21 protein-coding genes are annotated in these 23,084 nt (G+C 74.0%); all 21 read right to left on the bottom strand.

What is annotated here, in order from left to right; all coding sequences use genetic code 11:
- Positions 1-16: 16 nt before the first annotated feature.
- The gene (locus ACFQ46_RS00190; protein WP_380256040.1) at positions 17-1,009 is read right to left on the bottom strand and encodes a pseudouridine synthase; all 993 of its coding nucleotides are present in this window, start codon (positions 1,007-1,009) and stop codon (positions 17-19) included.
- On the bottom strand, positions 1,006-1,662 hold the full coding sequence (scpB, locus tag ACFQ46_RS00185; protein WP_380256776.1) for an SMC-Scp complex subunit ScpB: 657 nt from the start codon (positions 1,660-1,662) through the stop codon (positions 1,006-1,008). The genes ACFQ46_RS00190 and scpB overlap by 4 nt, the downstream gene beginning before the upstream one ends.
- A 74-nt stretch (positions 1,663-1,736) precedes the next feature.
- Positions 1,737-2,693 (bottom strand): segregation and condensation protein A, encoded by a 957-nt coding sequence (locus tag ACFQ46_RS00180; RefSeq protein WP_380256038.1) that lies wholly within the window; start codon positions 2,691-2,693, stop codon positions 1,737-1,739.
- A gap of 4 nt (positions 2,694-2,697) precedes the next feature.
- Positions 2,698-7,038 carry an FtsK/SpoIIIE domain-containing protein gene (locus ACFQ46_RS00175; protein WP_380256036.1) on the bottom strand — a complete coding sequence of 1,447 codons (4,341 nt, stop codon included), beginning with the start codon at positions 7,036-7,038 and terminating at the stop codon, positions 2,698-2,700.
- A gap of 99 nt (positions 7,039-7,137) precedes the next feature.
- On the bottom strand, positions 7,138-7,311 hold the full coding sequence (locus tag ACFQ46_RS00170) for a hypothetical protein (protein WP_380256034.1): 174 nt from the start codon (positions 7,309-7,311) through the stop codon (positions 7,138-7,140).
- Between the two features lie 139 nt (positions 7,312-7,450).
- A complete protein-coding gene (locus ACFQ46_RS00165; RefSeq protein ID WP_380256032.1) occupies positions 7,451-7,738 on the bottom strand; it encodes a WXG100 family type VII secretion target in 288 nt (95 codons plus the stop codon).
- A gap of 124 nt (positions 7,739-7,862) precedes the next feature.
- A complete protein-coding gene (locus tag ACFQ46_RS00160; RefSeq protein ID WP_380256030.1) occupies positions 7,863-9,740 on the bottom strand; it encodes a LysM peptidoglycan-binding domain-containing protein in 1,878 nt (625 codons plus the stop codon).
- Between the two features lie 51 nt (positions 9,741-9,791).
- Positions 9,792-10,925: a hypothetical protein gene (locus tag ACFQ46_RS00155; protein ID WP_380256028.1), complete on the bottom strand. Its 1,134-nt coding sequence runs from the start codon at positions 10,923-10,925 to the stop codon at positions 9,792-9,794.
- Positions 10,925-11,368, bottom strand: coding sequence for a hypothetical protein (locus ACFQ46_RS00150; protein ID WP_380256026.1), 444 nt, complete (start codon positions 11,366-11,368; stop codon positions 10,925-10,927). The genes ACFQ46_RS00155 and ACFQ46_RS00150 overlap by 1 nt, the downstream gene beginning before the upstream one ends.
- A gap of 140 nt (positions 11,369-11,508) precedes the next feature.
- The gene (locus ACFQ46_RS00145; RefSeq protein ID WP_380256024.1) at positions 11,509-11,994 is read right to left on the bottom strand and encodes a pilus assembly protein TadG-related protein; all 486 of its coding nucleotides are present in this window, start codon (positions 11,992-11,994) and stop codon (positions 11,509-11,511) included.
- Positions 11,991-12,401 (bottom strand): TadE/TadG family type IV pilus assembly protein, encoded by a 411-nt coding sequence (locus ACFQ46_RS00140; RefSeq protein WP_380256022.1) that lies wholly within the window; start codon positions 12,399-12,401, stop codon positions 11,991-11,993. Before ACFQ46_RS00140 ends, ACFQ46_RS00145 begins: the two co-directional genes overlap by 4 nt.
- Complete coding sequence (locus ACFQ46_RS00135) at positions 12,398-12,829, bottom strand: TadE/TadG family type IV pilus assembly protein (RefSeq protein ID WP_380256020.1); 432 nt, start codon at positions 12,827-12,829, stop codon at positions 12,398-12,400. The genes ACFQ46_RS00140 and ACFQ46_RS00135 overlap by 4 nt, the downstream gene beginning before the upstream one ends.
- Positions 12,796-13,029 (bottom strand): hypothetical protein, encoded by a 234-nt coding sequence (locus tag ACFQ46_RS00130; RefSeq protein WP_328295765.1) that lies wholly within the window; start codon positions 13,027-13,029, stop codon positions 12,796-12,798. The genes ACFQ46_RS00135 and ACFQ46_RS00130 overlap by 34 nt, the downstream gene beginning before the upstream one ends.
- Positions 13,030-13,056: 27 nt before the next feature.
- A complete protein-coding gene (locus tag ACFQ46_RS00125) occupies positions 13,057-14,019 on the bottom strand; it encodes a type II secretion system protein (protein WP_380256018.1) in 963 nt (320 codons plus the stop codon).
- Positions 14,019-14,894 carry a type II secretion system F family protein gene (locus tag ACFQ46_RS00120; protein WP_380256016.1) on the bottom strand — a complete coding sequence of 292 codons (876 nt, stop codon included), beginning with the start codon at positions 14,892-14,894 and terminating at the stop codon, positions 14,019-14,021. The genes ACFQ46_RS00125 and ACFQ46_RS00120 overlap by 1 nt, the downstream gene beginning before the upstream one ends.
- Positions 14,891-16,186, bottom strand: a complete 1,296-nt coding sequence (locus ACFQ46_RS00115; RefSeq protein ID WP_380162113.1) for a CpaF family protein — start codon at positions 16,184-16,186, stop codon at positions 14,891-14,893. The genes ACFQ46_RS00120 and ACFQ46_RS00115 overlap by 4 nt, the downstream gene beginning before the upstream one ends.
- Positions 16,187-16,293: 107 nt before the next feature.
- On the bottom strand, positions 16,294-17,085 hold the full coding sequence (locus ACFQ46_RS00110) for a hypothetical protein (RefSeq protein WP_380256014.1): 792 nt from the start codon (positions 17,083-17,085) through the stop codon (positions 16,294-16,296).
- A 3-nt stretch (positions 17,086-17,088) separates the two neighbouring features.
- Positions 17,089-17,823 carry an SAF domain-containing protein gene (locus ACFQ46_RS00105; protein ID WP_380256012.1) on the bottom strand — a complete coding sequence of 245 codons (735 nt, stop codon included), beginning with the start codon at positions 17,821-17,823 and terminating at the stop codon, positions 17,089-17,091.
- A gap of 165 nt (positions 17,824-17,988) precedes the next feature.
- Positions 17,989-20,571, bottom strand: a complete 2,583-nt coding sequence (locus ACFQ46_RS00100) for an AMP-binding protein (protein WP_380256010.1) — start codon at positions 20,569-20,571, stop codon at positions 17,989-17,991.
- 239 nt (positions 20,572-20,810) lie between these two features.
- Positions 20,811-21,626 (bottom strand): ParA family protein, encoded by an 816-nt coding sequence (locus tag ACFQ46_RS00095; RefSeq protein ID WP_380256774.1) that lies wholly within the window; start codon positions 21,624-21,626, stop codon positions 20,811-20,813.
- 377 nt (positions 21,627-22,003) lie between these two features.
- Positions 22,004-23,035, bottom strand: coding sequence for a site-specific tyrosine recombinase XerD (locus ACFQ46_RS00090; RefSeq protein WP_380256008.1), 1,032 nt, complete (start codon positions 23,033-23,035; stop codon positions 22,004-22,006).
- Between the last annotated feature and the right edge of the window lie 49 nt (positions 23,036-23,084).

Genomic DNA, 23,084 nt, shown 5'->3' with positions numbered 1-23,084 from the left:
CCGGACTGCGCAGCGCTCACAGCCCCGCGACCGCCATGAGCTGCTGGACCTCACCGCGGGTCAGGCGGCGGTTCTTGCCCGGCTTGAGGTCACCCAGGACGATCGGGCCCATCTGCACGCGCACCAGCTTCAGGACGGGGTAGCCCTCGGCCTCCAGCAGACGACGCACGATGTGCTTGCGACCCTCGTGCAGGATCACCTCGACCAGCGCGTAGCCCGGCTTGGAGTCGACCAGCTTGAACGAGTCGACCTGCACCGGGCCGTCGTCGAGCTCGATCCCGGCGCGCAGGTTGCGCCCGAGGTCGCGCTTGACGGGACCGCGGACCTCGGCGAGGTAGGTCTTCTGCACCCCGAACGAGGGGTGCTGCAACCGGTGGGTCAGCGCGCCGTCGTTGGTCAGCAGGATCAGGCCCTCGGTCTCGAGGTCGAGGCGGCCGACGTGGAACAGCCGTTCCTCGCGCGGACCGACCATGTCGGCCAGGTTCAGCCGGCCGTCCTCGTCGTACATGGTGGAGACGACGCCCTTGGGCTTGTTCACCATGATGTAGACGAGCTCGTCGTCGATGGAGAAGCGCATGCCGTCCACGTGCACGACCTGGCGCGTCGGGTCGATGCGGACCCCGAGCTCGGTGACGACCTCACCGTCGACAGTGACGCGGCCTGCGGTGATCATCTCCTCGCAGGCCCGGCGGGACCCGGCCCCGGCCTGGGCGAGGACCTTCTGCAGACGCACGCCTTCGGGGTCGTGGACGTCCGTGCCGGGGTGGGCCTTGACCGGTCCCGGACCGCGACGCGGCGGCTGCGGCGCCGGCTTGACGTTGTCCGTCATCCGCTTCGCGGAACCGCGGCGGGCGCCGGGTGCGGCCTTCCCGCCGGTCCCCTTCGGCCCGCCCTGCTGGGGCCGGCCGCCGCTCTTGCCGGAGGGACGACCTCCGGTGCTGGGGCGGTCCGACCTCTGGGGGCGGCCCTGCCCTCGGCCACCGCTGCTGCGGGGCGCCTTCGGGCTCATGGTGTGTCCTCCTGCTGCTGGGGTTCGGCCGGTTCCGGTTCCGGCCCGGCCGCGGGAGCCTCGGGCTCCGACCCGCCATTGTCGCGCACATCGGGAGTGCTCGAAACCGGCTCGAGGATCGGCTCCGGGATCGGCTCGGCCAGGAGCTCCCGCGGCTCGAGGTCGTCCATCGACACCTCCTCCGGCAGGAAGGGCGCCAGCGGCGGCAGGTCCTCGAGGCTGTCGAGCCCCATCCGCTGCAGGAACTCCTCCGTCGTGCGGTACAGCGTCGCCTGCGAAGACACCTCCACCCCCGCCTCGCAGACCAGACCACGGGTCAGCAACGTCCGCATCACCCCGTCGACGCTCACGCCGCGCACCGCGGAGACCCGCGCGCGGCTGACGGGCTGGCGGTAGGCGACGATCGCCAGCGTCTCCAGCGCCGCCTGGGTCAACTTCGCGGTCTGCCCGTCCAGCAGGAACGCCTCGACGACGTCGGCGTGCTCGGCCCGGGAGTACATCCGCCACCCACCGCCGACCTCGCGCAGCTCGAACCCGCGCCCCTGCTCGGCGTACTCCCCCGCCAGTTCACGCAGCAGCAGGTCGACCTCGTCGGCGTTCTCCCCCGTCGCGCGGGCCAGCGCGCGCGACTGCACCGGTTCGTCGGCCACCATCAGGACGGCCTCGAGCGCACCGCGGATCCGGCGACCCCCGTCGTCCTGCGCCGCCTCGTCGAACACTTCTCCGGTCACGAACCGTTCCCTCCCGGGGCGCCGGGAGCACCCTCGAACTCGTCCAACCCCGCGGGCACCGCGGCCGCCGCCTCACCCTGGTTCGCCTCGGCCTGGGCGTCCCAGCGCACCGTCAGCACACCCAGCGCCTCCGGCTGGTCCAGGCGCACCCGGCGCTCGCGGAACAGTTCCAGGACGGCGAGGAACCGCGCGACGATGACCAGCGTGCCGAGTTCCCCTTCACCGGCGTCCTCGACGAGTTCCGCGAACGTGGCGGTCCCCTTGCGGCGCAGGCGGTCGACCATCAGGGTCGCCTGCTCGCGGATGCTCACGGCGGACTGGTGCAGGTGGTCCAGGCCGACCATGGCGATCGGCTTGGGGGTGAGGGCGCGGGCCGCGACCGCGGCGAACTGCTCCGGGCTGACGGTGAGCACGAGTTCCGGCAGGAGCCTCTCGAAGTGCGGTTCCATCGCGACGGCGCGCGGCACCCGGCGGGAGGCGTCGGCGAAGCGTTCCGCGAGCAGCGCGGCGACCTGCTTGTAGGCGCGGTACTGCAGCAGGCGGGCGAAGAGGAGGTCGCGGGCCTCGAGCAGGGCGAGGTCGTCGGCGTCCTCGACGTCGGCCGCGGGGAGCAGGCGGGCCGCCTTGAGGTCGAGCAGGGTCGCGGCGATGAGCAGGAACTCGCTGGCCTCGTCGAGGTCGAACCCCTCGTCCTGCTTCGAGGCCTCGCGCAGGTGGGCGATGAAGTCGTCGGTGACGCGGGCGATCGCCACCTCGGTGACGTCGAGCTGGTGCTTGGTGATCAGACCGAGCAGCAGGTCGAAGGGGCCGTCGAAGTTGTCGAGGTGGACGGCGAAACCCCCGCGGCCGGTCTCGACCGACGGAGCCTGCTCGGTCACGGGGCCATCGACGACGGGGCCACCGGGGACCTGCTCGGAGGTCCCGGGACTCGTCGGGGAGGGGCTGGCCGGCACGCGGTCAGGCTACCGACTGCGGGACGGCCACGGTGCGCAGCTCGCCGTCGCCGGTGTGCAGCAGGACCCGGCCCGGCTGGGCCGGGGCTCCGAGCGCACTGCGCGGGACCCGCACCCCCACGACGTCACCGGCCATGATGTCGCTGGGGGCGATGAGGACCCCGCACCGGTTGCGGCGCAACGGGACCTGCCAGTTGGAGAAGCCCGCGCCGACCTCGGCGGTCTCCCCGGCCACGATGACGCCCGTCCCGTCGCGGCCCGCGCGGGCCACCAGGGCGGTGAGCCAGGAGTCGGCGGCGCAGTTCTTCAGCAGCTCGGCGTCGTCGACGAGCAGGACGGCGGGTCCGGCCGCGGGGCCGAGCACCGGTTCGAGGTCCCCGACGGTCAGGTCGTCGCCGGTGAGCACGGCCCGGACCCCCGGCCGGCCCGCCAGGTCGCGCAACGGGGAGGGACGGGGCGCAGCGACGACGACCTCCGCGCCCTGGTCCAGCAGCGAGCGCGCCATCGTGAGCAGGACGGTGCTGCGCCCGGACCGGGCGGGACCGGCCACGATCGCGGTGCCCGCCCCCGCGAGCAGGTCGGGTCCGAGTCCGGCGAGGTCGTCCCCGCCGACGCCGACGAGGGCGATGAGCCGCCCGGGGCCGGTCTCGGTGAGCTCCAGGGCGCGCGGGTAGTCGAGGTGGGCGGGGAGGGTGTCGAGGCGGAACGGCCGCCTCCCCCGCGGGAGGGCACCGTCGCGGTCCCGGAGCCGGCCGCCCAGCTCGGCCAGCGCGGCGACCTGGGTCGGCCCGGACGGGTCGGCGCCGAGGACGGCGACCTGGGCCTCCAGGCCGGAGGCGGCGCCCGCACCGGCGCGCAGCAGCCGCCCGGGCGCCATGTCCTCGGGGACCTGGCGGGCCGAGAGCCCGGCCATCGTCGCGTCCGCGCGGTCGGTGAGGCGCAGCAGCAGCTTGTCCTCGACGAGGGTCCCGGTGCGTCCGGTCAGCAGCTGCCGGTCGCCCGCGACGATCAGGTGGACCCCGACGCCCGCTCCTTCGCGCAGCAGCGTCGTGACGAGCTCGAGCGGCGCCTGGCCGTCGAGTTCGGCGAGCCCGCCGAGGAAACCCTCCCAGCGGTCCAGCAGCAGGACCAGGTGCGGCCAGGGGTCCGGCGAGACGGCGCGTTGTTCACCGACGTCGGCGACGCCGAGCGCCCCGAGCCCCGCCTGGCGACGCAGCACCTCGTCCCGCAACCGGGTCAGCAGCCGGACCGCGCGGTCGGTCTCGCTGCGCTGGACGATCGCCCCGGTGTGCGGGAGACCGGCCAGGGCCAGCAGCGCGCCGCCCCCGCAGTCGAGGCCGTACAGGTGCAGGTCCGCGGTGGGCACCTGCTCGGCCAGCCGGGCCGCGAGGGTCCGCAGGACCTGCGAGCGTCCGCTGCGGGGTGCGCCGACCACGTAGAGGTGGCCGTCGGTGGCGAGGTCGAACTCCAACGGGTCCCGCCGTTGGCGTTCGGGGACGTCGACCACGCCGAAGCTCGCGGCCAGGGGTCGGTCCGGGACGGGGAGTTCCCCGGCGGTGAGGAGTTCCGGCAGCGCCGGGAGCCACGGGCTGTGCGGGGTCGGGACCTGCAGTTCGCTCGCCGCGCCGCGGACGGCGTCGACGAGGTGGCGCAGGTCGGTCTCGGCGGCGTCGTCCTTCGCGGCGGGACCCTTCGGCCGGCGCGGGACGGGGCGGCCGAGGTCCTCGGGGCGCAATGGTGCCGACCACGGCGCGGGAACCGCCGTGTCGCGCGAGACCCCCGGCCGCCGTCCGCCGACGCGTCCGGACTGGAACGGGACGAGCGAACCGTGCCCGAGCTTCACGTAGGCCCGACCCGGTGTTCCCTTGGCGATCCGGGCGGCGTCCGGGGCGTCGAGGACGTCGGAACTCTCCCCCACGTCGGTGACCCGCAACGCGATGCGCAGGTTGGTGTTCGCCCGGATCTCGGCGCTCACGACACCGGTCGGGCGCTGGGTCGCCAGCAACAGGTGGATCCCCAGCGACCGGCCGCGCTGGGCGATGTTCACCAGGCCGGTGACGAAGTCGGGGAGTTCCCGGGCGAGGGAGGCGAACTCGTCGATGACGATGAGCAGACGCGGGATCCTCGGCAGTTCCCGGTCCGGGTGCGCTTCTCGCAGGTCGTCGTGGTCCTCGAGGTCCTTCGCCCCGACCTCGGCGAGCAGGTGCTCGCGACGGTGGAGTTCCGCCCCCAGCGACGTCAGGGCCCGCCCCACGAGGTGGGTGTCGAGGTCGGTGACCATCCCCACGGTGTGCGGCAGGTCGACGCAGTCCTTGAACGCCGCGCCGCCCTTGTAGTCGACGAGGACGAAGGTCATGGCGTCCGGCCGGTTGGCGACGGCGAGGGAGGCGACGATGGTCTGCAGCAGTTCGGACTTGCCGGAACCCGTGGTGCCGGCGATGAGCCCGTGCGGGCCGTCGGCGCGCAGGTCGATGCCGAACGGCCCGTCCAGGGATTCCCCGACGACGGCCGTGGTGCTCGCCGGTTGCCGGAGCCAGCGCGCCGCGATCCCCTGCGGCGTCGGAGGTTCCAGGTCCAGGACGTCCAGCAACCGGGACCGGTCGGGCAACCCGGCGCCGGAGTCGTCGTCGCCGGCGTCGCGGACGGGAGCCATCGCCCGGGCGATCCGCCCCGCCCACCCGGGTGCGGGGACGTCGGCGAGGATCCCGCCGACCGGGGCGTGGCGTTGCCGTTCGACGCGCAGGGTCCCGTCGGCGCGTTCCTCGACGACGGCGGAGCACTCCTCGGGCAGTGAACGGCGGTCGCCCTCGCAGCAGATGACGCGGATCCCCAGCGCGGGCCCCTCGGTGAGCAGGGTGACGACCCCCGGCAACGACCGCAGCCGGCGGGCCCCGTCCAGGACGACGACGAGGTCCGGCGCGTCCAGCCGGGTCCCTGAGGCCAGTCCGGCGAGGGTCCGGCGACGGTCCTCGAGCACCGTCGCCAGTTCCGCGACGCGCCGGGCCCAGGTCTCGGTGCTCGTGCCGACGAACACCGACGCCGCGCCGCCCGCCTCGGAACGCGCGTGCGGGACCCACCGGAGCCAGTCCCACTCGGCGAGGCCCGCGGGAGTCGTCAGGACGTGCAACGACACGTCGCGGGGACTCTGCAGCACGGCCAGCTGCACCAGCCACCGGCTGGCGAGGGCGCGGGCGTCCGCTCCGGCGACACCGGTGACCGGGTTCTCCCGCAACGAGACGGTCACCGGGACCCGGTGCGCGGTGGCGGCGACCTGCCGGCGGTGCTCGAGTTCCTCGGGATCCTCGACGACCACGGTGGAGGGCAGGTCGGCGAGGCCCAGCCGGACGTCGAGGTGGTCCGCGTCGCGGCGACGGCGTTCCCACAGCCGGGCCCGCGGGCCGATCGCGGTGAGCAGGAGCTCCGCCGGGTCGGGGGACGTCGCGCGACGGGCACGGCGTTCGGCGACGAGGGCCTCGGCGGCGTCGCGTTCGATCGCCAGCTTCTCCCTGCGGTAGCGGGCGAGCACCTCGCGGTGGGTGGTGCGTCCGGCGCGCCGGTCCACGACCGCGTTCGCCACCACCGCCACCGGACTCAGGAGACCGATCACGAGGTAGTAGTAGTTGTGGCTCATGGTGACCATGGCCGCGCTCATGAACAACGGCACGAGGGCGGCGACCACCGGGAAGGGACGACGGGTCGGGTCTCCGGGCGGGTTCGGCAACCGGAACCTCGTCGTGAGGTCCGGGGGCAGCAACCGCGGTGGTCGGTTGTAGTCGAGACCTACCACGTCGTCGGCGGAGGTCACCGTGGGTTCCAGCACGGCGTCCGGGACCGCGGGGACCCCGATCCCGAGCACCGCGCCACCGAGGTCGAGCACGTCGCCGGCGACCCAGAACCGCGGGTCGGTGAGTTCCGCGGCCTCCAGCCGGGGGTCACCCTCGACCGCCGAGACCATGACGGCGCCCGTGGGAGCGACCGCGACGCGGACGATCGCCCGACCGTCGACGACGAGCGGACCCGTGGGGCCGACGAGGTGTTCCCCCACCCCCAACCGGTGCACCGCCCCCGCCCCCCGGCCCCCGACGACGCGGAGTTCGACGAGCCCGCCGGGTTCCCCCGGGACGCACCCGCCGGCGTCGTGCAGGCTGAGGACGGCGCCCTCGCGGACGCCGCTGTCCTCGAGCAGGATCTCGGGCAGCAGTTCCCGGCCGTCGTGGAAGAGCCGGGCCCCGCGGGTCCCCAGGGCGGAGGTCAGGTCACCCAGCGGCGTGCGCGGATCCGCCTCGACGACGGCGTCACGACGGGTCCCCTCGCGGGGGTCGACGACCGTGACGGCCAGACGCATGGGGCTGCTCCTCGAGAACTCGGCGGTCCTCCAGCGTGACCGGGTGCGCCCGGCCGTGCGAGAGCCCTCCCCCGTGCGGCGCAACGGCTCCGCGGGTCGTCACCCGCCGGCAGCGGGGGGTGCACCCGGGTGGGTGACCTCGTGGTCCGCGTCGACCAGCGCGTCGACCAGCGCGTCGACCAGCGCGCCGACCAGCGCGCCGACGAGCGCGCGGGACGGACCGTGCAGGCGCTGCTGACGAGATGTCGTCAGCAGGACCCTTCCCGGTGTCACACCGTCGAAGCGGTCGACCCGAGCGTCGAGGCCCTCGACGTCGACCCACGGGTCGGGGACGGGAACCCCTCACCGGTTCCGGTCGGCGGTCCTGATCGCCCGGCCGGGCACCCGCCCAGGGTGCCCGGCGTGCGGTGGGTCAGCGGCCGAGGCTGGAGGCCAGCTGGGTGTCGGCGTCGGACAGCGTCTGCGCCGCGCTGTTCAGGTAGGACGACATGCCGGTCAGGCCTTCGAGGACCTGGGTGATGCCGGTGTTGAACTCGTCGTAGGAGTCCTTGAACGCGACCGAGGAGCGGTCGGTGACGTAGCCGCTGGAGACGAGGCTGTCGACCAGCGACTTCAGCCGCATGAGGCGGTCGGCGATCTCCGCCTTGCCGCTCTCGAGGTTGCTCGCCGCGGAACGCATGTCGTCGTAGGTGACGTTCATGTTCGCCATGGTGTTTCCGTCCTTCGGAACTCGGAGAACCTCGACCGGTCGGACGAGGAGTTTCAAGTGGACCACCCCGGCGCGTCGACCGGTTCGGTTTCCACACCCCCGTTCGGGGGATCCTTCAACCCCGCAGAGCAGCCGCCCAGGCGGTGTACTCCGACGGGGGGAGCCTGCGCGCCCGGCCGGCCAGACCCAGGACCCCGAGGTCCAGGGTTCCCTCGGCGGTCACGGCGAAACGCCAGCTCGCGGTGGGGACGTCGCCGACGCACACCACGGCCACCGGGGTCCGACCACCGCCCACCAGAGCCTGCAGCCGGTCCACCTGGGTCTCCGTCGGCGGCCCGGACAACGCGACGACGCTGGGCCGCGGCCTGTCCCCCGCCCGGTCCGACCGCCCCGCCAGGAGGTCCGCACCGGTCTCCCGGAAACCGTGCCGCTCGAGCCGGTCGAGGACCTCGTCCAGCAGCGGGTGCGGGTGGAGGTTCTCCGGCGCCAGGACCGACAGGTCGTCCCCGAAACCCACGAGGTGGACGTCGACCCCGTCCGACCAGGAGTTCACGGCGAGTTCCACGGCCATGGACGCGACGACGTCGCGGGCGGTGTCGTGGTGCCCACCGATCGCCACGATCCCCGGCGCGCTCTCCAGGTCGAGCAGGATCTCGTGCGTCCCCGACACGGCCACGTCGACCAGGGTCGGGAACGGCGCGGGAACGTCCGGAGCCGTGACGCCGAGGGCGGTGGCGCCGGGCAGGTCGGCCAGCAGCACCCGCCAGGCACCGCCCTCGAGGACGGTCCACGGCCGCGGCGGAACCGCTGCCGGACCCTCACCGCGCACCCCGAGGTGCAGCACGAGTTCGTCGGCGGAGAGGTGGGCGGCCACGACGTCGGGCAACGCCAGACCCGCCTGCGCGCGGTCCTGCGCCAGCCGGCGCAGCGCGTGGTCGAGGAACCGGGCCCGACCGGGGTCGGAGGTCGCGGTGAGGGCATCGGCGGCCGTAGCCGCTGCCGGGGTTCCCGGCCGTCGCAGCGCGACGACGACGCCGGCGAGCAGCAACCCGCCGGAGAGCGCGGCCCGGGAGACCAGGTCGTCCTGGGCGTCCTGCGCCGCGGTCGAGTTCGCGTGCTCGACCGGAGCCCCGACCCCGGCGGCCGGAACCCCGGGTGCGGGTGCGCTCAGCGGAACCGCGGTCGCACCGACCGCGTCGGCCGGCAGCAGCAACGTCCAGCCGGGCCGGATCAGGTCCGCGTCGACGAGGCGGGAACCGTCGGCCTGCACCCGGTCAGCGTTGAGGGCGAAGATCTCGTGGTAGCGCATCGGGTCGCCGAGCGTTCGTTCCGCGATGTCCCAGAGGCAGTCGTGGTACCGCCCCTCGGGTGGCTGGACGACGTACAGCACGGGTTCCGCGCTGGAACGGGCGCTCCACCCGAGGTCGGGGGTGGCGGCGGGCGCGGTCTGCGAGGCCCCGGCCGTCACCACGCTCCTCGCGGCGCCCGTCTCGACACCGACGACCTGGACCGCGGCGGTCGAGCCCACCGGGACGGTCTCGAGGACCGTGGCGGTCCCGGGCACCCACACCGCGCCCGAGGCCAGCAGGAGGACTGCGGCCACCAGACGGTGCGCGAGCAGCTGGTTGGCCCCGCCCACCGGCACCTTCCCGGAGCGTCCACCGGCGATCCAGGCCCGGGTCTCGGTGAGGACGCAGACGACGAAGTGGACCCAGACCAGCCACAGGACCACGGCCAGGACGTCGAGCACGGCCCCGGCGCTGAGTTCCGCGTCGAGCCACGCGCGGGTCGGTGCGGTCGTGGGCAACGGGTTGCCGACGAGTTCCACCAGGGCGAACGGGACGCCGACCAGGACGGCGAGCAGGACGAGCGCGGCGCCGAGGCCGCGCAGGACCTCGCCGACGCGTGCGGCCCGCGACATCGGCGCACGGGGCAGCCGGTGCGGAGCGGGGGTCGGGTTCCGGGCCGTCCGGGTGGGGGTGGCAGTGCTCACGGGTCTCGCCTCGGTTCGGTGGGGCGTTCGGATCGGGTGGTCATGCGGGGGTCACGGCGCGAGCGGGACGACGAGGGTCTGGACCTCGGTGACGCGCAGGTCGAGCTGGAGCGGGATCTGCACGTCCCGTTCGACCGTCCAGCTCAGGCCGTCGTCGTCGCTCACCCAGATCCGCCAGTTCTCGGTGGCGCGGACGTCGAACGTGTCGCCGTCGCCCCGGCCCCCGGAGGTCTGCGAGTAGCTGAACGAGCAGATGCCGGGTCCGGTGCGTTCAGTCGCACCGGGCAGGAGTTCCCGGCCCCCGCCGGCGCACTCGACGTCCTTCTGACCCGGTTCACCGGAGGCGACCGTCAGGGAGCGGAACTCGGCCCGCATGCGCAGCAAGCCGTAGTCCAGGGGGACGTCGCGGTCGCCCGCGGCCGAGAACGAGATGGTCTGTCCCAGACGCGGTGTGCGGGAGGGCGAGGTGACGAGCATCCCCGGGTGCAGTCGGCCGGTCTTCTCCTTGGTGATGAGGTACCTGCGCTGTCCCTCCGTCAGTTCCCACCAGAACGGCGGGCGGTCGGGGGAACTGCGCAGGAACGGGAGGACGCCACTGGAGTACCCGACGACCCGTGCGGGCGCGAGCGTCACCGGATCGACGGGCGTCGTCATGCACACCTTCAGGAAGTCCTCGGGCACCTCGACCGGCGTGGTCTCGGTCACCGCGGGTTCCGGCGGACCGGTCGTGGTGGGAGGGGTTCCCGGTGTCGGCTCAACGACGGGCGGCGTGACGGGGGCCGTGGTCGGTACCGACGACGGGACGTCGACCGGGGAGGGCGTGTCGGTGGGCCCCGGCGTGAGCACCGGTGTCGCGGTGCTGAGCCCGAACGGTGTGGCCGAGTCCATGGTCGGGCCCGTCTCGTCCGGCGGCAGCAACCAGCAGGTCGGCACCGGGGCACCGCCGAGCAGCGCCCGGTAGTTCCTGGCCGTCCCGCCCGCGGAACAGACGGCGCCGTAGTTGCCGGCCGACGAGGCGTAGGTCCGGCAACTACCGTGCACGTTGTCGGTGTCGGAGCCGGTGTGGTTGGCCGCCATCGCCCGGGCACCGCCGGCCTCGGCCGCCTGCGCGGGGGTCGCGAGACCGACGACGGCGGCGAGAACAGCGGCGAGAACAGCGGGGAGGACCGCCGCGGTGCGCCGCATCAGAACCGCTCCTCGACGACGTCGCCCGCACCGCAGTCGGCCCCGGTGGTGGCCAGGTCGTCGACCAGCCACGCGTCGCCGACGCGCAGGACGACGGCGTGCGCGCCGCCGTAGTGGGCCGCGTTCACCGGCTCCCCGCTGGTGCGGTCGACCTGCCACCCGCGGTCCTGCAGGCAGAGGTCGAGTTCGACGCGGTCGTCCCCCGCTCGCGTGCTCGCGAGCACGCCGACCGGGTAGGGGCCCGGCATCCGGTCCCCGAGGTTGGCCGCGAGCAACGGCAACGCCCAGGACCGGCCGTTCGGGGTGAGGGTGGTGGTGAACGCGGGAACGGCTGCCGCGTCGGCGACACCGGCGTTGATCGCGCGGGCCTGTTCACGCAGGTACCCCCGCAACGCCGTCACCGCGGCATCGCCGTCGAAGCGGCCGTCGAACTCGCCGGTCACCGCGGTCGAGGGGACCGGCGCCGGTGGAGCCGTCGGGGTCGGCGCGTCCGCGCTCGCCGCGACCGCCGCCGCGGGCGGAGCGACGTCGCTCGCTCCGTCCGAGCACGCCGTCAGGCACGAGATCGCGCCCGCGGCGGCGATCAGCAGGATCCGGTTTCCGTGGACGTCACGTCCTCCTCGCTCGTCCCCTCGAAGGGGCGGGCCCGCCCGTCACCGGAGGCCCGAAGTTCCTCGACACCGACGATCCCCAGCAGGGAGGCCGGTTGCACGATCTCGACGTGGGTCCGCACCACGATCCGGCGGTGCAGGGGATCACCGACGTCCGTGGTCCCCCGGAAGCAGTGCCCGGGGTCGACGATCGGCGCCCCCGAGGCGGCGGCCGCCTCGCAGTACGCGTCGACCCGCGCGGCGACCTGGGCCTCGGGGAGGAGTTCCAGGTCCTCCGCGTCCAGGTCGATCGCGGCCGCGCCGGCGCGGGCCGCTTCCTCGGCGTAGGCGACGGCCCGGGCCCGGGCGCTCAGCTGCCGCGACGCGTCCACCACCAGACCGGCCAGCAGCAGCAGGACCAGCGCCAGGACCGGCACCGCCGGGGCGATCGAGCCCTCGTCCCCCCGGAGCCGGTTCACGACAGCTCCCGGTTCGGGTCGAGGGGGCTGGCGAAGGAACTCGTGACCGACAACGACCCCGGCAGACCCGGCAGACCGAGGTCGGCCACCGAGTAGCTGCACCGGGCGGTGATGGTCACCGCACGCCCCGCGGCGAACTCCGGGATGGGCTGCACGACGAGGCTGTCCGCGCAGTTCCCCGGACCCACGGCGTCGTGCAGCACCGTGTAGGCGCGTTGTTGCGCCGCAGCGGGACTGCGGGCGGTCGTGGCCGCTCGGGCCGCGTCGCGGACCCCGGAGTCCAGCGTGGCCGAGACCTGGGTGACCCGGGCGTAGGCCAGCAGCAGGGCGATGAGCAGGAACAGCGCGGGAGCCACCAGGGTGAACTCCAGCGCGACGCTCCCCTCGTCCCCCGAGGAGCGGTTCACCGGACGTTCCCGAAGCGTTCGACGGTTCCGGAGACCCGCTGCGTCGTGGTGAGGTCGAGACCGGGGACGAGGCTGATGACGTGGCCGGTGACCACGACGCTCACCTCGCTGCGGTTCGCGTTCCACTGCGTGCTCGCCTGCGGGTCGAGCAGCGACTCCCGACCGATGGTCCCGGCGAACTGCTCGACGTGGGCGCGCACGACCGGGTCGGCCGCGGCCGCCTGCTGCTCGTCGGGGACGACGCGCAACTGCGCGACTCCTTCGCGGGCCGAGGCCAGCGCGACCGAACGGCCGTAGGCCCACAACCCCGCCTGGATGCCGAAGAACACCAGCAGCAGGAACACCGGGGCGATGAACGCCATCTCCAGCGCCGCGGAACCCCGGTCGTCGCGGACTAGCAGACGCCGCCGACGGTGGTCTGCGAACACTTCGTCAGTTCCTCGCTCTTGGTCTGCACGATCTTGTACACCGCGCCGCCGATGAGCGTCGCCGCCACGACGACGATCGCCGCGATGACCGCCCACTCCAGCGCGGACGCTCCCGCGTCGCGCCCCTGGGCCGCGGCCCGACGGGCGCGGGCCGAGAGCACCCGGGCGAGGCGGGACAGCAGGAGGAGGTTGTCGGACATGGTGGTTCCCTTCGACAGGTTTCTCGATCACGACTGGGCCATCAGGTTGTGGACTGCGGGGAAGGCCAGGAACACCATGAACGCGGTGCACAGGACCAGTTGGGCGACGAGCATCGACTGGGACTTCTCCCCCGCCTCGCCCTCGACGTCGGCCATGTCCCGGCGGCGCATCGTGGCCGCACGGGCCGCGAGCGAGGCGCGGATCTTCGCACCGTCGTCGGCCGCCAGCGCCAGGGCACCGGCGAGGTCGGAGAGTTCGGCCACGGCGAGTTCGTCGCCGAGGTCACCGAGGGCCTGCCAGGGCGTGCTGCCCGACAACCGCGCCCCGGCCAGGGCCTGGCGGATGCGGACGAGGGCCCAGTAGTCGCTGACGGAGGCCGAACTCAGCAACGCCTCGGGCAGGCCCCGACCACCGGCGAGGTTCATCGCGACCAGGTCGGAGAACACCCCGACGACGCGGCGGAAGTCCCGCCGACGGCGCTGGGCGTCACCCCGCAGGGCGAGGTCGGGCACCACGAAACCGAGACCACCCATCACCAGCGCGAGCGACAACGGGACGCCTCCGGGGAGCGGGACCCCGAAGGCACGCAACGACAACCAGCAGATCGGGGCGAGGAGCAGCAGCACGAGCCCGGCGACGACTTTCGTGGCGAGGAACTCCCCCGTCCGCCGGCCCAGCACGGCGAGGTCGGCGCGCGTGCGCCGCAGCCGCCAGCCACGTTCGGCCGCGAGCACCTCGAGACGGTCCGCGAGGGTCGCCATCATCCGGCCGAACGCGGCCTGCAGGCCGAACAACCCCCGGTCGGGGGCGACCGAGGCGGCGGCCTCCGCCGCGGACAGGACGGTGCGCCGGGTCGAGCGACGGGCCCCGTCGAGGCGGGCGACCTGGACGGACACCGAAGGCCGCGCCGGCACCAGGGCGGCGTGCAGGACGACGATGCCCGAGGCCGCCACGGCCCCCGTGAGCAGGGCGAGTTCCAGTCCGTCCATCACGTCGTCCTCCCGGTCTCGGGGTGGGTCAGGAACCGTTCGTGGGACTCGACCTTCGCGAGTCGACGCAGCCAGGTCAGTCCGGCGAGGAACAGCGCGGCGACGACCATCAGCGCGATCTGCCCGGCGACCGTGGAGTACGGGGCGACGTAGTCGCGGTTGAACACCGCGAGGACCCCCATCACCCCGAGGACGATGAGCAGCACGATCTGGACGCTGCGGCGGATGCTGCGCCGGGAGGCCTCGATGCGGCGACGCACGTCGAGTTCCTCGCGGGTCGAGGTGGCCAGAGCCGTGAGCACGTCACGCAACCCCGGGCCGCGCAACCGCGCGTTGAGCACCAGCGCCGCGACGACGACGTCCGCGCTCGGGTCGTCGACGTCGCCGGCGAAGCGCAGCAGCGCGTCCGGCAGCGGCTCGCGGATGCGCAACCGGTCCACCAGGAGGTTCAACGACGGCCGCAGCACGGGCGCGGAGGTGGCCGTCGTCGCGGGAATCGCCTGCTCCAGACCGATCGCGCCGGCGATCGTGTCGCGCAGCGACTCCGTCCAGTTCGCGAGACCCTCCAGGCGGGCGATGCCGCGGTTCTCCTCGGCGTTGCCGCCGAGCAGCCGCTGCCAGCACGCGACGAGCAGACCGATGCCGATCCCCGCCACGACCCACCGGGTCAGGACGAGGGTCAGGACGCCGGCACCGATCCCGAGCAGCGCCTGCCGGCCCAGTCCCGCGACCGCACCGCGGCGCAGCCCGGGTCGGGAGCTCGGTCCGGGGATCCGACCGTGGACCCCGAGCACGAGGACGAGGATCCCCAGCCCGACGAGCGCCGCGGTGAACGCGACGAGGAACTCCGGTGGCGTCTGCACCGCGCCGTTCACGAACCCCACCGCTCGAGGACGGGGGCGACGTAGCCGGCGGCCTCGAGGTCGTCGGCGCACTGCAACGGCGCGTGCGCGCGGGCGACCCCGTCGCGACCGGCCAGGAACACCTCGGAACTGAGGACGCGGCCGTCGACGCCGGTGACCTCGCGGACGCTGGCGACGGCGCGGCGCAGGCTCCCGCCGGAGTGGTAGGTGTTCTGCTTGTCGAGGAACACCACGAAGTTCACCGCGCCCGCGATGAGCATGTGGCTGGCCTCCACCGGCAGGTGCTCCTCCGCCTGCAGGGCGTAGGTGGAGATGCGGTTGAACACCTCCGCCGAGGAGTTCGCGTGGATGGTGGACAGCGAACCGTCGTTGCCCTGGCTCATGGCGTTGAGCATCGTCACGATCTCGTCGCCGAGGACCTCACCGACGATGACCCGGCTGGGATTCATGCGCAGCGAACGACGTACGAGTTCGGCCATGGTGACCCCACCGACCCCTTCGGAGTTCGGCAGCCGTTCCTCGAACGCGACGGCGTTCGGGTGCTCGCGCACCTGCTGGTCCAGACCGAGTTCCAGGGCCCGTTCGACCGTGATGAGCCGCTCGTGCGGCGGGATCTCGGCCGCGAGCGCCCGCAGCAGGGTCGTCTTCCCGGAGTTGGTGGACCCCGCGAGCATGATGTTCTTGCGGGCCCGCACCGCGGCCCGCAGGAACTGCGCGAGGTCCTCGGTCATGGAACCGGACGCGACGAGGTCGGCGAGGGTGGCGCTGGAGAGCCTGGCCCGGCGGATGCTGAGCGCGGGACGCTGGCAGACGCCCATGACCGCCGAGAGCCGCGACCCGTCGGGCAGCCGGAGGTCGAGCTGGGGGTTGGCGGAGTCGAAGGGCCGACTGGTGAGTCCGACGTTGGAGGCGAGCACCTGGACGAGTTCGACGAGGTCCTCGTCCGACTCGGCGACGGCACCGTGGAGTTCCTCCCGGCCGTCCGCGTAGCTGACGAACACCCGGTCGCAGCCGTTGATGTCGATGTTCTCGACGTCGGGGTCCTCGAGCAGCGGCTGGAGTCGTCCGACGCCGAAGAGGGCGGCGCCGATGGCGGAGGCCACGGATTCCTCGCCCTCGGCGGACAACGGCGGCCGGCCGGCCTCCACCTCGGCGCGGGCGTGGTCCTCCAGGACCTGCACGACGAGGGACCGGGCGAACTGCCGTTCGTCGGCGGCCGACATGGGGGTGCGGCCCGCGGTGTCGTCGCGACGTCGCTGAGCGGAGAGGCGGTCGGCGACGACGCCGCGCAGACGCCGGACCAGGTCGTGGTCGACGGCCTCGTGCGAGCGGTGCCCGGTCGTGGACCGTCCGGTGGCCCGGCTGGAGCCGCGGTCGGAATCGGGACCGGAATCGCGGTCGGTGAGGAGGCTCACGCGGCACCTCGCTGGAGTTCGCCGTGGGCGGCGGCGGCCAGGGCGGCCACCACCGGTGCCCCCGCCCGCACGAGCGCGGTGCGTTCGGGGCGCGCCGAGCGGGCGCCGTCGAAGACGCGGGCTCCGGCGGGATCGAGCGGGAGGCGGCCGAAGTCCTCGACCCAGTCGCCGACCGAGGTCAGGACCGCCGCCGCGTCCGCGGCGTCGCGGTGGTGCGGGTCCCCCACGACGACGACACCGGTCCGCGGGAGCAGACCGTCGGGTCGGCGCAGCGCACCACCGAGGACGCGCAGTCGTTCCCGGCCGTGCAGCACGGCGGCGGTGTCGGCGCGGACGAGGAGGACCACGGTGTCGGCGGCCCGCAGCAGGTCGAGGTGCACGGCGTCGGCGCCGACGCGGCCGGCGTCGACGATCACGTCGGTGGGCACCTCGCCGTCGCGCAGGTCCGCGACGGCGTTCGCGAGCGCCGACCAGCCGCGCCCGGCGGCGAGGGACTGCTCGGGGCCGGTCATCCCGCAGACGACGCGGGTGCCCCCGGCGACGACCTGGGCCTGCTCGAGGACCTGCGCCCCGCTGAGACCGCGGCGGGCACTGGTCAGCAGCGGCAGCAGGCCGCGGTCGGGGTCGAGGACACCGCCGTCGACGGCGGGTACGCGGGCGGCGACGTCACCGCCGGCCGGGTCGGCGTCGAGGAGGACGCAGGGGTGCGGCCAGAGCGCCGCGCTGAGCAGGGCGGTGGTGGTCACCCCGGGGGAACCCTTGGCGGAGAGGAAGGAGACGAGGGCCACCGGTCACTCCCGCACGAGGTCGACGGGCGGGACGGTGGCGTCGGCGAGGCGCACCAGGGCGACCTGTCCCGCGGCGGCCGCGGCCACGACCTGGGCGGCGTCGGCGGTCGGGACGAGCAGGGACACCGTCCCCGGGTCGCCGGCGACGTCACCGACGCCCGCGGCGGCGGCGGAGCCTCCGGCGACGACCCGGGCCGATTCGAGCAGGACGGTGCCGGCGGGCTGCCCCGTGACGGTGTTGGAGCCGTCGGAGGCCACGAGGAAGGCGCGGACGACGTCGCCGGCGGCGAGCGCGTCGCCGGGACGCTGTTCGGGCCCGGGGACGATCCCGACGACCGCCGCGTCGGTGGGGACGGTGTCCCCGGCCAGGAACATCGTCCGGTTCACCAGGGTGTCCGCGGGGATGCGCGAGGTCGCGTAGGTGCCGACGAAGTTCGCGAGGGCGGAAGCGGGGACGACGGCGGCGCCGTCGGCGGCCACCCGGGCGGTGCCGAGGTCCTGCGCGGTCACCATCGCGCCGGGAGCGATGTCGTGCCGGGCCACGAGGACGTCGACGCGGTCTCCGCTGCGGTGCACCACGAGGGCGCTGCCGAGCGAGCCGGCGACGACCAGCACGAGACCGGAGGCGATCAGCGCCGGACGGCGTTCCCGGACGGGGCCGGGCAACCGCGCCGCGGAGGTGGCGCGCGGCGCGGGGCGGGCGCTGCGCTGGGTGGGCGGGGCGGCGGTCGGGGGCATGCCCAGAAAGGTGGCACGCGGTCCCGCTGCACCCGTGACGGATCGCGACCGGTTGCGCCGTGTGGGGTTTCAGCGTCACCCGCTCTGCGCAAGCAGTGACGACGCTGTGTGGTCGGATCGGGTGAGTTCGGGGTTCCCGGCCCCGGACCCACCCGATCCGTGGTGTCAGCGGTCGGCGAGTTCCCCGTGGTGCTCCCGCAGGTCGAGGACGGCAGGCGCGTCCCCGGAACGCAGTTCCGCCGAGACGAGGGCGGCGACCGGGGCCACCCGCGGGTCACGCAGGATCGACATGTGCTCGCCGGCGACCTCGACGATGCGGGCGTCGCCACTGAGGTGGGGACCCCACTGCCGGCGGGCTGCGGCGTCGACGTCGTCGCCCGCGACGAGGACGAGGGTGCGACCGGGGTAGACCTCGGTGGTGTACCTGCGCTGCAGGAAGTTCCCCTGCCGGAAGAACCGGATGTAGTGCCCGAGGCCGGAGTGCGCCTTGATCCCGGTGAGGGCGAGGGAGACCCCTTCCTTCAGCTTGGCGAGCGTCGAGGAGTGGTGCACGACGGGCATCAGCGCGGGGTCCGGCGGGAAGGAGTCGAGGACGATCAGGGTCTCGACCTCCTGGCCCGCACGGCGCAGCTGGTGCGCCATCTCGAGGGCGATGAGACCGCCGAGGGAGTGCCCCGCGATCCGGTAGGGGCCTTCGGGCTGCTCCCCGCGGACCGTCGCGACGTGCCGGCGGGCGATGCGCCCGACCGACCAGTCGGGCAGGGCCCGGTTCTCCAACCCGTTGGCCTGCAACCCGAGGACGGGGATGCCGGGCACGATCTGGTGGGCCAGGGTCCGCATCGCCAGCGCGGCGCTGCCCGCTCCGGCGACGAGGAACAGCGGTCGTTCCCCGCCCTCGGGACGCAGCGGGACGAGGGTGGGCCGGTCGCTGCGGACCTTCGAGCGCGCGGCGGCCGCGAACGACGCGACGGTCGGTGCGGCAGCGAGGGTCGCGGTGCCGATCTGGGCGAGCGACTGGTCCCCCAGAGCTTCGAGGCGACTCACGAGGGCCTCGGCCGCGAGGGAGTCGCCCCCGAGTTCGAAGAAGTCGTCGTGGATGGAGAGGTCCTCCAGTTCCAGGACGGCGCAGAACTGCTCGAAGACGACCTCCTCCCAGCCCGTGCGCGGAACCTCGAAGGGCGCCGAACTCGGTGCGGGGTCCGGGAGTCGGGACCGGTCGAGCTTCCCGCGTTCGGTGCGCGGCAACGCGTCCAGGAACACGACGTGCTCGGGGACCATGTGCGAGGGCAGGTTCTCGCGCACCACGGCCCGGACGGCCGAGGCCTGCGGACGCGGACCCTCGGGGACGACGTAGGCGACCAGGGACATCCGCCCGGTGCGGGCGGAGGGCCGGCCGACGACGAGGGCCTCGCGGACGTCGGGCTGGGCGAAGAGCAGGGCGTCGACCTCCCCGGGTTCGACGAGCAGGCCGCGCACCTTCACGCTGTGGTCGCTGCGACCGAGCAGACGCAGGCAACCGTCGCTGCCGAGGGACCCGACGTCGCTGGTGCGGAACGTGCGGGAGCCGTCCGGGTTGTCCCTGAACGCCTCCGCGGTCTTCTCGGGGGCCTTCCAGTAGTGACCACCCAGCCAGCGGCTGGTGAGGACGACGCGCCCGGTGCCCTCGTCGGAGAGGGAGCCGTCCTCGAGTTCCACCTGGAGACGGGCGCCGGGAACGGCCCAGCCGACGGGGGTCGCGCCGACGGGTGATTCGTCGTCGCCGCTGATGGCGTACTCGGTCATCAGCCACGTCTCGGTCGATCCGTAGCGGTTGCGCACCACGCAGTCCGGGCCGACGGCGCGGCGGATCGCGGCGAGTTCGGCACCGTGGACGGTCTCACCGGCCATCGTCACGCTCTTCAGCCCGGGGAGTCGTCCCCGCGCCCCGAGCGAGGTGATGACCCCGCGCAGGATGGCCGGCGAGGCGAGCAGGACGTCGGCGCCCACGTCGGCGAGGAAACCCGGGAGTTCCGCGATCGAGCGGCGACGCGGGTCGAAGAGTTCCTGGCGGGCGCCGACGAGCAACGCCCCGAGGGTCGGGGTGACCCCGGCGCTGAACGCCATCGGCAGCAGGTGCGCGACGACGCTGCCGGCCGGGTAGGCACCGGTGCCCTCGGAGCTCACCCAGGTGTCGTGCAGGATCGAGCGGTGCTCGCAGGCCACGCCCTTCGGTGCGCCGGTGGAACCGGAGGTGTAGACGATGACCGCGACGTCGTCGGGGTCGGCCGGCGAGCCGAGCAGCGCGGCGGCCGCGTCGACGTGGTCGGGCCAGGCGGACGCGTCGGCCGAGTCCGGGTCGAGGACGCTCGTGGCGACCTCGGCCGCGGTGGCGGTCCGTGCGGTGTCGGAGACGACGAGGCTCGCGCCGGCCGCCTCGACGTAGTGCCGCAACCGCGGTGCCGGGGTCGTCGGGTCGAGCACGACGACGGGGTGACCGGCGGCGATCACCCCGACCATCGCGGCGACGGCGCCCACGTCGTGCCCGCGGAGCACCGCGACCGGGGTGGCCCGGGGGTCGAGACCCGCGTGGTGGGCCAGCACCGCCGAACGCACGAGTGCGGCCCGCCGCAGCAGGTCCGCCCCGGTGAGCCGGTCGACGCCGTCGGCGACCAGGACCTCGCCGGCGCACGCGAGCGCGACGTCGACGATGCGCGGGATCAACTGTCCCTGCGCGTGTTCCTCGGAGAACCTCGTGAACCCTTCGTCCACGGCGTTCGTCCCTGTCGTGACCCCCACGGGTGAGCCCCCTCCCCCGACCGGCCTAGGAAACCGGTCTCGTGTGGCCGAACCCTAGCCCGTCCGGGGTCGCCCGAACGGAGCAGCAGCCTGGTTCCGACCACAAGCCCACCGCACGGACGCCGGAGTTCTACGGACGGTCCTCACCGCTGACCCAGAGCCACCGGAAACCCCGGGATCCCTTACGCCACGGGAGGTTCGGCGGCGGGGACTCAGGCCGCGTCACCCCGGGCGACGAGTTCACGGGCCAGCTGGCGGTACGACTCGGCTCCCGGGTGGTTGCTGGCGTAGGACGTGATGGGTTCGGCCGCCACCGTCGCGTCGGGGAACTTCACCGTCCGCCCGATCACGGTGTGGAACACGTCGTCACCGAAGGCCTCGACGACACGGCTCACGACCTCACGGCTGTGCAGGGTCCGGCCGTCGTACATGGTGGCGAGGATCCCGTCGACCTCCAGGGCCGGGTTCAACCGCTCCTGCACCTTCTCGATCGTCTCGACGAGCAGCGCGACCCCGCGCAACGCGAAGAACTCGCACTCCAGCGGGATCAGGACCCCGTGGGAGGCGGTCAGCGCGTTGACGGTGAGCAGGCCCAGCGAGGGCTGGCAGTCGATGAGGACGACGTCGTAGTCGTCGAGGGCCGGCCGCAGCGCGCGGGCCAGGACGCTCTCGCGGGCGACCTCCCCGACCAGCTGCACCTCGGCGGCGGAGAGGTCGATGTTCGCGGGCAGCAGGTCGAGACCCTCGACGTCGGTCTCGCGGATGACCTCGCGCACGTCGGTCCCGCGCTCCATGAGGAGCTGGTAGACGGTCTTGTCGAGCTCGTGGGAGTTGATGCCCAGTCCCGCCGACAACGCGCCCTGCGGGTCGAAGTCGACCAGCAGCACGCGGCGGCCGTACTCGGCCAGCGCCGCCCCGAGGTTGATGGTGGTCGTCGTCTTGCCGACCCCACCCTTCTGGTTGCACATCGAGATGACGCGCGCCGGACCGTGCTGCGCCAACGGGGCCGGCACCGGGAAGACCGGCATCGGGCGCCCCGTGGGGCCGTTCTGCGGCCCCAGCTCGATCTCGCCCTGCACCGCGCGGGTCTCCCGGACCTCGCCCGCCGGAACGGACTGCGGCTCCGTCTCGAGGGGCGACTGCGGTTCGGGCCGGGGCTCGGACTGCGCGACCGGCTGCGGGGTCGGCTGCGGCAGGGCGGTGGGTCGCTGCGGGAAGGGACGCGGGACCGGCCGCGGGAGGGGCTGCACCACCGGCGGGGCCACCGGCTCCTGCACCGGAGCCGGCACTCGAGCGTCGTCGCTCGTCGGCGTGCCGGTGGCGTGCTGGGGGTACTCGCTGGTCACGGCGGGGCACTTCCTCGGGCAGTCGTGGGCGTGTGACGGGTGTGTCTCTGCGGGTGACCCTAGTCCGCCGGGCGTGGTGGAGCGGTGGACGGGTCGTGAGCACGTGGGTGGCTCTCCGCGTGCACCTCGCGCAGCGAATCGGCCGTGACGAGGGTGTAGACCTGCGTCGTCGCCACCGAGGCGTGACCGAGCAGCTCTTGCACCACCCGGACGTCGGCCCCTCCCCGCAGCAGGTGCGTCGCGAAGGAGTGACGCAGCGTGTGCGGCGAGACGGCCCGGGTGATCCCCGCCCGACGCGCCGCCGACTGGAGCACCGCCCACGCGCTCTGTCGCGAGAGCCGACCGCCACGGGTGTTGAGGAACAACGCGGGTGTCCCCCGACCCGCGGCCACCAGCTGCGGACGCGATCGGACGAGGTACTGCTCGAGCGCGGTGCGGGCGTAGGACCCGATGGGGACCACCCGTTCCTTCGCCCCCTTGCCCCGCAACCGGACCACGCCCGTCTCACCCAGCACCTCGGGCATCGCGTCGTCGACGTCGAGCCCCACGGCCTCGCTGATGCGCGCCCCGCAGCCGTAGAGGACCTCGAGCAGCGCGGCGTCGCGCCAGGGCACGGCCGACTGCACGCCGTCACCGCCGGACCGCGCGACGTCGAGCAGCCGGGTGACCTCCTCCACCGTCAGCGCCGCGGGGAGCCGACGCGGTGGCGCCGGTGGTCGCACCAGCACCGAGGGGTCGTCGGCGCTGCGGCCCTCGGCGTGCAGGAACCGGTGCCACCCGCGGACGGCGGAGGCCGCCCGGGCGGTGGAACTGGCCGTGAGCACCGCCGCGCCGTCCTCGCCGGTGCGCAGGGCCACGACGAACGCGCTCACGGCGGCCTCGTCGACCTGACGGGGATCGGTGATCCCCCGGCCGGCCAGGAAGCGCACGTAGCGGGCCAGGTCACGGCGGTAGGCGCCCAGCGTGTTGGCGGACAGGCCGCGTTCCACCTGCAGGTGACCGAGGTAGTCCCGGACCGCCGCCTGCAGGGCGCTCGCCTCGCGGGGTTCCCCGGAGTCACCGGGGGCAGCGGCGAGGACCTGGGCGGACACGTTCCGACCCTACGGGGCGCGCACCCCGCCGTGACCGGGGACACACGCC

Origin of the sequence: Kineococcus sp. GCM10028916 (genome assembly GCF_042674865.1) — a bacterium.
GTDB lineage: Bacteria > Actinomycetota > Actinomycetes > Actinomycetales > Kineococcaceae > Kineococcus.
This window is presented reverse-complemented; position numbering and strand designations above follow the sequence as displayed.